5 protein-coding genes are annotated in these 8,603 nt (G+C 70.4%); all 5 read left to right on the forward strand.

Features of this window, described 5'->3' with window-relative positions:
* The first annotated feature begins 299 nt into the window (after positions 1 to 299).
* Genes ACWD68_RS15710 through ACWD68_RS15730 form a run of 5 tightly spaced genes read left to right on the forward strand, consistent with a single transcriptional unit; the run spans position 300 to position 8,399 of the window.
* On the forward strand, positions 300 to 3,305 hold the full coding sequence (locus ACWD68_RS15710; RefSeq protein ID WP_451806970.1) for a nitrate- and nitrite sensing domain-containing protein: 3,006 nt from the start codon (positions 300 to 302) through the stop codon (positions 3,303 to 3,305).
* Positions 3,302 to 3,742, forward strand: coding sequence for a roadblock/LC7 domain-containing protein (locus ACWD68_RS15715; protein ID WP_451806971.1), 441 nt, complete (start codon positions 3,302 to 3,304; stop codon positions 3,740 to 3,742). Before ACWD68_RS15710 ends, ACWD68_RS15715 begins: the two co-directional genes overlap by 4 nt.
* Before the next feature lie 9 nt (positions 3,743 to 3,751).
* A complete protein-coding gene (locus tag ACWD68_RS15720) occupies positions 3,752 to 4,147 on the forward strand; it encodes a DUF742 domain-containing protein (protein WP_266756317.1) in 396 nt (131 codons plus the stop codon).
* Between the two features lie 24 nt (positions 4,148 to 4,171).
* The gene (locus ACWD68_RS15725; protein ID WP_451806972.1) at positions 4,172 to 7,813 is read left to right on the forward strand and encodes a hydantoinase B/oxoprolinase family protein; all 3,642 of its coding nucleotides are present in this window, start codon (positions 4,172 to 4,174) and stop codon (positions 7,811 to 7,813) included.
* Positions 7,794 to 8,399 carry a GTP-binding protein gene (locus ACWD68_RS15730; RefSeq protein ID WP_451806973.1) on the forward strand — a complete coding sequence of 202 codons (606 nt, stop codon included), beginning with the start codon at positions 7,794 to 7,796 and terminating at the stop codon, positions 8,397 to 8,399. Before ACWD68_RS15725 ends, ACWD68_RS15730 begins: the two co-directional genes overlap by 20 nt.
* The last annotated feature ends 204 nt before the right edge of the window (positions 8,400 to 8,603 follow it).

The raw sequence follows: 8,603 nt of genomic DNA on the forward strand, positions 1-8,603 counted from the left end.
CCGATTCCGCCCTCAATTCCCGTACAGAAAGACGAACGACCTGCCCCGAAGATTCCCGACGAGGGAAGAATTTCGGCCAACTGACGAAGTTCCCCACTCCGATGTGATCCGGCCCCAAGTGCCGGATTCGGGGAGGCAATCTCCCCCAATGAACGGACAACTCCCCATGTCCCGTTCCCCGTCGAGCGGCCCCGCGACTGGACGGGTCTTCGAGTTACCTATGAGTCAGTAGTAGGCTCACGCCGTTTGTTGACGCACATGTGTACCCCCGGCCGGAGGGGGTCGAGCTGGGGGAGGCCATGCGCTTTCGCGGGAAGTCCATCCGCCGGAAGATTGTGGCGCTGCTCCTCGTGCCTCTCGTGTCCTTGACCGCGATCTGGGCTTTCGCGACCGTGCTCACGGGGCGCGAGGCCAGCCACCTCTTCAGCGTGTCCGACATCGTCGAGAAGATCGCCTATCCGACCGAGGACACCGTCAGGGTCCTCCAGCGGGAACGCCGCCAGACGCTCGTCTATCTGGCCGATCCCCGCGCCTCCGACGGACTCGCGGCCCTCAGACGCAGCCGCAGTGCCACGGACCGGATCGTGGCGAAGGTCCGCAGGAACGCCAAGGACAAGGAAGTGCGCAAGGAGCTGAGCGGAGGCACCTCGGGACGCCTCACCTCCCTCCTCGACGCGATCGACGGGATCGACTCGCTGCGCGCCGGTGTCGAGGAGGGCACCGTCGACCGGGCCGGGGCCCTCGGCCTCTACAACCGTCTGATCGACCCCTGCTACGTCCTGCTGGCCAACCTGCACGTGGTCGACGACGTGGAGCTGGACAAGCAGGGCCGTGCTCTCGTCAATGTGTCCCGCGCCCGCGAACTGCTCTCCCGCGAGGACGCCCTGCTCGGCTCCGCACTGGTAGCCGGCCACATCACGCGCGACGAACTCCGTGACATCTCCGACCTCGTGGCCCAGCGCGCCCTCCTGTACGACGTCAGCCTGCCGCTGCTGCCCGCCTCGGAACGCGAACGCTTCGAGCGTTACCGGAAGAACGCCGCCATGGTGTCCCTCCACGTGGCGGAGCAGTCTGTCGCCGATTCCACCACCGGCTCGCCGCGCGGCGTCACCGCGAAGAGCTGGGACGCGGCGGCCGGGCCCGTGCTCGAAGAACTCGGCACACTCGAGGACCGGGCGGGCGACCACTACCAGGACAGGGTCAGGCCCGTGGCCATGGCCGTCATCCTCAAGGCGGTCGTCGCGGGAGTGATCGGTCTGATCGCCCTTCTGATCTCGCTCGTCATGTCCGTGCGCATCGGCCGGAGCCTCATCCGTGACCTGCGCCGGCTGCGCCTGGAGGCCCACGAGGCGTCCGGTGTACGGCTGCCCAGCGTCATGCGCCGTCTCTCAGCCGGCGAGCGGGTCGACGTCGAGACCGAAGTGCCCCGCCTGGAGTACGACAGGAACGAGATAGGCGAGGTCGGCCAGGCACTCAACACCCTTCAGCGCGCCGCCGTCGAGGCCGCAGTCAAGCAGTCGGAACTGCGCGAGGGCGTCTCCGAGGTCTTCGTCAATCTCGCGCGCCGCAGCCAGGTACTGCTCCACAAGCAGCTCACCCTGCTCGACACCATGGAGCGCAGGACCGAGGACACCGACGAACTGGCAGACCTGTTCCGCCTCGACCACCTGACCACCCGTATGCGCCGCCACGCCGAGGGCCTGGTCATCCTGTCCGGCGCCGCGCCGTCCCGGCAGTGGCGCAAGCCGGTCCAGCTCATGGACATCGTCCGCGCCGCTGTCGCCGAGGTCGAGGACTACGAGCGCATCGAGGTACGCCGACTGCCGCGGGTAGCCGTCACCGGTCCCGCCGTCGCCGACGTCACGCATCTCGTGGCCGAACTCCTCGAGAACGCCACGGTGTTCTCGCCCCCGCACACGGCCGTTCACGTGGTCGGCGAGCGCGTCGCCAACGGCTTCACCCTGGAGATCCACGACCGCGGCCTCGGTATGGCGGCCGAGGCGCTGCTCGACGCCAACCTGCGGCTCGCCGAGACTCCCGAGTTCGAACTCTCCGACACCGACCGGCTCGGTCTCTTCGTGGTCAGCCGGCTCGCCCAGCGGCAGAACGTCCGCGTCTCGCTCCAGCCGTCCCCGTACGGCGGCACCACCGCGGTCGTCTTCATGCCGGACGCCCTGCTCACCGACGACGTGCCGGACACCAACGGCATCGGATTCCGCCTCGACCGCACCCTGCCGGCGAAGGGGGCCGAGACGGAGGAGAGCCGCAAGGCGGCACTCACCCAGGCGCCGGTGCGTCTGCCGGGACTGCCCGTGTCGATCCTGGACGGTCCCGTAGAGCTGGACGCGCCCGTCGACCTGGACACGCTCACCGGATTCCCCGGTGCTCTAGGCGACGACGACAGCGAACGCGGAGGGCTGTTCCGCCCGCGGCGCTCCATCGCCGGCGTCCCCGCGGGGCAGTACCAGCAGGCTGATGACAGCGGCGACGAGCCCGCTCGCACCAGGGACGACGATCGCCCGGGTACCACTCCCGTCCCGCTGCCGCGACGCCGGACACCGAAGCTCGTCAGCTCGCACGGCCGTCCCGTCGGCCAGGCCAGGTCGCGGCGCGACCAGGGGGACGGCGACCCGGCGCAGGACCTCGAATCGGCGCAGAACCTGGAGCCCGTGCAGAGCCTCGGCATCCCCTCGGACCCGGAGCCGATGACGAGCGCGGACCGCCTGGAACACCGTGCGGCGGAACTCGAAGGCATGAAGCCACTGCCCCAGCGGCGCGGCGAGCGATCCGCGACGTCGGCCCGGCACGGCGGCGAGCGTCCCGGTGTCCCCGGTCCGCGCGGACCTTCCGGTACCCCCGAGAGGTCCGGCCTCCGTGAGGCACCCGAACTCCGCCCGGCGCCCGGCCTCCGTGAGGCCCCCGGTCGTCCGGACGCCCCGGGCCTCCACGACGCCCCGGCACTGCCCCGCCGTTCCCGCGACACCGCTGCGGCGAGCCGGGACGACACCACCTCGCACCGTGACACCACGACGGGCCAGGCAGAATCGGGTACGACCCCGCTGCCACGGCGCGTCCGGCAGGCCAGTCTTGCCCCGCAGTTGAAGGACGGACCGGCACGGCTCGCCGAGCGCGACAAGGCCCGCGACGGCACAGGGGCGGACCCCGCAGAGCGGGACGCCGACGAAGTACGCAGCCGGATGGCCTCGCTCCAGCGGGGCTGGCAGCGCGGCCGCGACGAGAACGCCGTGGGCGACCAGGCCCAGGACGGCTCAGCACGACGAACGACAAAGGGGGACGGTCGATGACCGCACCGAAGGCCGCAGAGCCCACCGCGACCAGCAACGTGTCCGGCGAGCTGAACTGGCTGCTCGACGAACTGGTGGACCGCGTAGCCAGCATCCACAAGGCGATCGTGCTCTCCGGCGACGGCCTTCCCACCGGGGCCTCGAAGGACCTCAGCCGGGAGGACAGCGAGCACCTGGCCGCCGTCGCTTCCGGTTTCCACAGCCTCGCCAAGGGCGTCGGCCGGCACTTCGAGGCGGGCAGCGTCCGGCAGACCGTCGTCGAACTCGACGAGGCCTTCCTGTTCGTCACGGCCGCCGGTGACGGCAGCTGCCTCGCCGTGCTGTCGGACGCAGACTCGGACGTGGGCCAGGTCGCGTACGAGATGACGCTCCTCGTCAAGCGGGTCGGCGTACATCTGGCCGCCAGTCCGCGCACCGATCTGCCTGCGGGCGGGTAGTGGGATGACATGAGCGGAGACGGTCAGGGAACACGCCACTGGTTCGACGACGAGGCCGGACCGGTGGTCCGTCCGTACGCCATGACACGCGGCCGCACCACCAGCGCGGCCCAGCACCGCCTCGATCTGATCGCGGTAGTGGTCACGGAACAGCACGCCGAGGACCCCGAGGCCGACCACACGCTGTCCCCGGAACACGTGGACATCGTCGAACTCTGCCGTGACGCTCCCCAGTCGGTCGCCGAACTCGCGGCGGAGCTCGATCTGCCCATCGGAGTGGTGCGGGTCCTCATCGGGGACCTGGTGGACGACGAAATGGTCCATGTGACACGTCCCGTACCCCCTGCCGAGCTGCCGGACGAGAGTATTCTGCGCGACGTGATCAGCGGCCTCCGGGCGCTCTGAGCTGGGCGGAAACGGGGAACAGACGTGACAGGCTGGCAGTTCTGGGTCGACCGGGGCGGTACTTTCACGGACATCGTCGCGCGGCGCCCCGACGGTCGGCTGCTCACACACAAACTCCTGTCCGACAATCCGGCCCGCTACGCCGACGCCGCCGTCGCGGGCGTCCGTGAACTCCTCGGTGACGCAGGGGACGCCGAGGGCGCCCCGGTCGACGTCGTCCGGATGGGCACCACCGTCGCCACCAACGCCCTCCTGGAACGCAAGGGCGAGCGCACGCTCCTGGTGACCACCCGGGGCTTCCGCGACGCCCTGCGCATCGCCTACCAGAACCGCCCCCGCATCTTCGCCCGCGCGATCGAACTCCCCGAGCTGCTCCACGAGCGGGTCGTCGAGGTCGACGAGCGGATCGCCGCCGACGGCACCGTCCTGCGCGCCCCCGACCTGGATGCCCTCGTCGTAACCCTCCAGGAGGCGTACGACGACGGGATCCGCGCGGTCGCCGTGGTCTGTATGCACAGCCACCTCCACCCCGCCCACGAACAAGCCGTGGGTGAGCTCGCGGCCCGCGTCGGCTTCCCGCAGATCTCCCTCTCCAGCGAGGTCAGCCCGCTGATGAAGCTGGTGCCCCGAGGTGACACGGCCGTCGTCGACGCCTACCTGTCGCCCGTGCTGCGCCGCTACGTCCGACACGTCGCCGATGAACTCCGGGGCGTACGGCTGATGTTCATGCAGTCCAACGGAGGCCTCGCCGAGGCCGGTCAGTTCCGCGGCAAGGACGCCATCCTGTCCGGACCCGCAGGCGGCATCGTCGGCATGGCCCGGATGTCGCAGCTCGCCGGTTTCGACCGCGTCATCGGCTTCGACATGGGAGGCACGTCCACGGACGTCTCCCACTTCGCCGGAGAGTACGAGCGCGTCTTCACCACACAGATCGCCGGGGTCCGGCTGCGCGCCCCCATGCTGGACATCCACACCGTCGCCGCGGGCGGCGGATCGGCGCTCCACTTCGACGGCTCCCGCTACCGCGTCGGCCCCGACTCGGCCGGCGCCGACCCCGGACCCGCCTGCTACCGGAGCGGCGGCCCGCTGACGGTCACCGACGCCAACGTCGCACTCGGCCGCATCCAGCCCGACCACTTCCCGAAGGTGTTCGGCCCCGGCGGGGACCAGCCGCTCGACGGCGCCCTGGTCCGTGACCGGTTCACCGCCCTCGCGCGGGAGATCCGCGAGAGCACCGGCGACGACCGCACCCCGGAGCAGGTCGCCGAGGGCTACCTCCAGATCGCCGTGGCCAACATCGCCAACGCCGTCAAACGTATCTCCGTACAGAAGGGCCATGACGTCACCCGCTACGCGCTCACCACCTTCGGCGGCGCCGGTGGCCAGCACGCGTGCATGGTCGCCGACTCGCTCGGCATCCGCACCGTCCTCGTCCCGCCGATGGCAGGCGTCCTGTCCGCCCTCGGCATCGGACTCGCCGACACGACAGCCATGCGCGAACAGTCCGTCGAGGCGCCCCTGGAACCGACCTCGATGCCCGGCATCCTCAAGACGGCCGACGACCTGGAGGGCGCCGCCCGCGCCGAACTCCTCGCCGAGGACGTCCCCGAGCACCGCGTCCGGATCACCCGCCGGGCTCAACTCCGCTATGACGGCACGGACACGGCGCTGACGGTCGAGCTCACCCAGCCCGACACCATGACCCAGGCCTTCGAAGAACGCCATCGCGCCACCTACTCCTTCACCCTCGACCGCCCGGTCGTCGTCGAAGCCCTCTCCGTGGAAGCCACCGGCCTCACCGAACCCCCCGATCTGTCCGCCCTCGCCCCCTACGAGGCCGCTCCCGCCTCTGCCTCGGCCGCGCCGGAGACGGTCAGCCTCCACACGGGCGGCATCTGGCGCGACGTGCCCCTGCGCCGCCGCGGGGAACTCCCGCCCGGCGAGACCGTGACGGGACCCGCGATCATCGCCGAATCGGGCTCTACGACCGTCGTCGACGACGGCTGGCGGGCCGCGACGACCGACGACGGGCAGCTGGTCATGGAACGCGCGGCGATCACGGAGAGTTCCGACATCGCTACGGAGGCGGATCCGGTTCTGCTCGAGGTCTTCAACAACCTCTTCATGTCCATCGCGGAACAGATGGGCGCCCGCCTGGAATCGACCGCCCAGTCCGTCAACATCAAGGAGCGCCTGGACTTCTCCTGCGCCCTCTTCGACCCCGACGGCAACCTGGTCGCCAATGCCCCGCACATCCCGGTCCACCTGGGCTCGATGGGGACGAGCGTCCAGGAGGTCGTCCGGCGGCGCGGTGACGGCATGCGGCCGGGCGACACGTACGCCGTCAACGATCCCTACCACGGCGGCACTCACCTCCCCGATGTCACCGTGATCACCCCGGTCTTCGACACGGAGGGTGACCGGATCCTGTTCTACGTCGCCTCGCGCGGCCACCACGCCGAGATCGGCGGCATCGCCCCCGGCTCCATGCCCGCGAACAGCCGGACCATCGACGAGGAGGGCATTCTCTTCGACAACTGGCTGCTCGCGGAGAACGGCCGCTTCCGCGAGGCGGAAACACTGGCCCTGCTCACCGAGCCGCCCCACCCCTCGCGCAACCCGAGGACGAACCTCGCCGACCTGCGTGCCCAGATCGCCGCCAACCGGAAGGGCGTCGACGAAGTCGGCCGCATGATCCAGGACTTCGGGCTCGAGGTCGTGCAGGCGTACATGGCGCACGTCCAGGACAACGCGGAGGAAGCGGTACGCCGCGTCATCGACACGCTCCAAGAGGGCGAGTGTGCCTATGAGACCGACTCCGGGGCGGTCATCCGTGTCCGAGTGTCCGTGGACCGCGAAGAACGCGCCGCCCTTGTCGATTTCACGGGCACGTCCGCGCAGCTCACCACCAACTTCAACGCGCCCTTCGCCGTGGTCAACGCCGCGGTCCTGTACGTCTTCCGCACCCTGGTGGACGACGACATCCCGCTCAACGACGGCTGTCTGCGTCCCCTGCGCATCGTGGTGCCGCCAGGCTCGATGCTCGCTCCCGAGCCCCCGGCCGCCGTCGTCGCCGGAAACGTGGAGACGTCCCAGGCGATCACCGGGGCCCTCTACGCGGCCCTGGGTGTGCAGGCCGAGGGCTCCGGCACCATGAACAACGTCACCTTCGGCAACGAGCGCCACCAGTACTACGAGACCGTGGCCTCCGGATCGGGTGCGGGCGACGGCTTCCCCGGCGCCCCGGTCGTCCAGACCCACATGACCAACTCGCGGCTCACCGACCCCGAGGTCCTCGAGTGGCGACTGCCCGTCCGGCTCGACGAGTTCGCGATTCGACACGGCAGCGGCGGCCCCGGACACTGGCGTGGCGGCGACGGCGCCGTGCGCCGCATCCGGTTCCTCGAGCCGATGACCGTCTCGACGCTCTCCCAGCACCGCAGGGTGCCGCCGTACGGCATGGCGGGCGGCGAGCCCGGTGCTCTCGGCGCCAACCGGGTGGAACACACCGACGGCACCGTCACGGAACTCGGCGGAAGCGACGCGGCGGACGTCGGCCCCGGAGACGTACTCGTCATCGAAACCCCCGGCGGCGGGGGCTACGGTCCACCGCCGCGCGACCCCCATCAAGCAGGAGAAGAGATCGATGATCTTCGGGCGTTCTGAGCGCGGCAAGCCTCCGGTCGAGCCCGTCACGCTCAAGATCCTGGTGGCCGGCGGCTTCGGCGTGGGCAAGACGACCCTCGTCGGCGCGGTCAGCGAGATCAAGCCGCTGCGCACCGAGGAACTCCTCACCGAGGCGGGCCGGCCCATCGACGACACCAGCGGAGTGGAGGGCAAGCACACCACCACCGTCGCCATGGACTTCGGCCGGATCACGCTCCGCGAGGACCTGGTGCTCTACCTGTTCGGCACCCCCGGCCAGGACCGTTTCTGGTTCCTCTGGGACGAACTCGCCACCGGCGCCCTGGGCGCCGTCGTGCTGGCCGACACCCGCCGCCTGGAGGACTGCTTCGCCGCGGTCGACTACTTCGAACGGCGGTCCATACCCTTCGTGGTCGGGGTCAACTGCTTCGAGGAGTCCGCCCGCTACCCCGGGGAAGCGGTCCGCCAGGCCCTCGACCTCGACCCGGGTGTGCCCGTCGTCCTCTGCGACGCGCGGGACCGGGAGTCCGTCAAGGAGGTCCTCATCCGCGTCGTCCAGCACGCGATGGCCTACGCCGCAGCCCTCCGGGAGACCGTCACCACCTGACGCGGACCCGAGGAAGGCGCTGCGCGGAGACCGTCACGCGGTGCGGGTGCGGCCCGTACCCCCGCCGACCGGGGTACGGGCCGCTGTCATGCACGCGCGCGTGGTTCACGCTGGAGGCACGCGCGCGTGGTCACCTGTTCCGCGCCAATCCGTGAGGACTCCGCCATGCCCGCTAAGACCGCCCTCGTCACCGGTGCCTCCTCC

Source organism: Streptomyces sp. NPDC005141, from assembly GCF_053599975.1.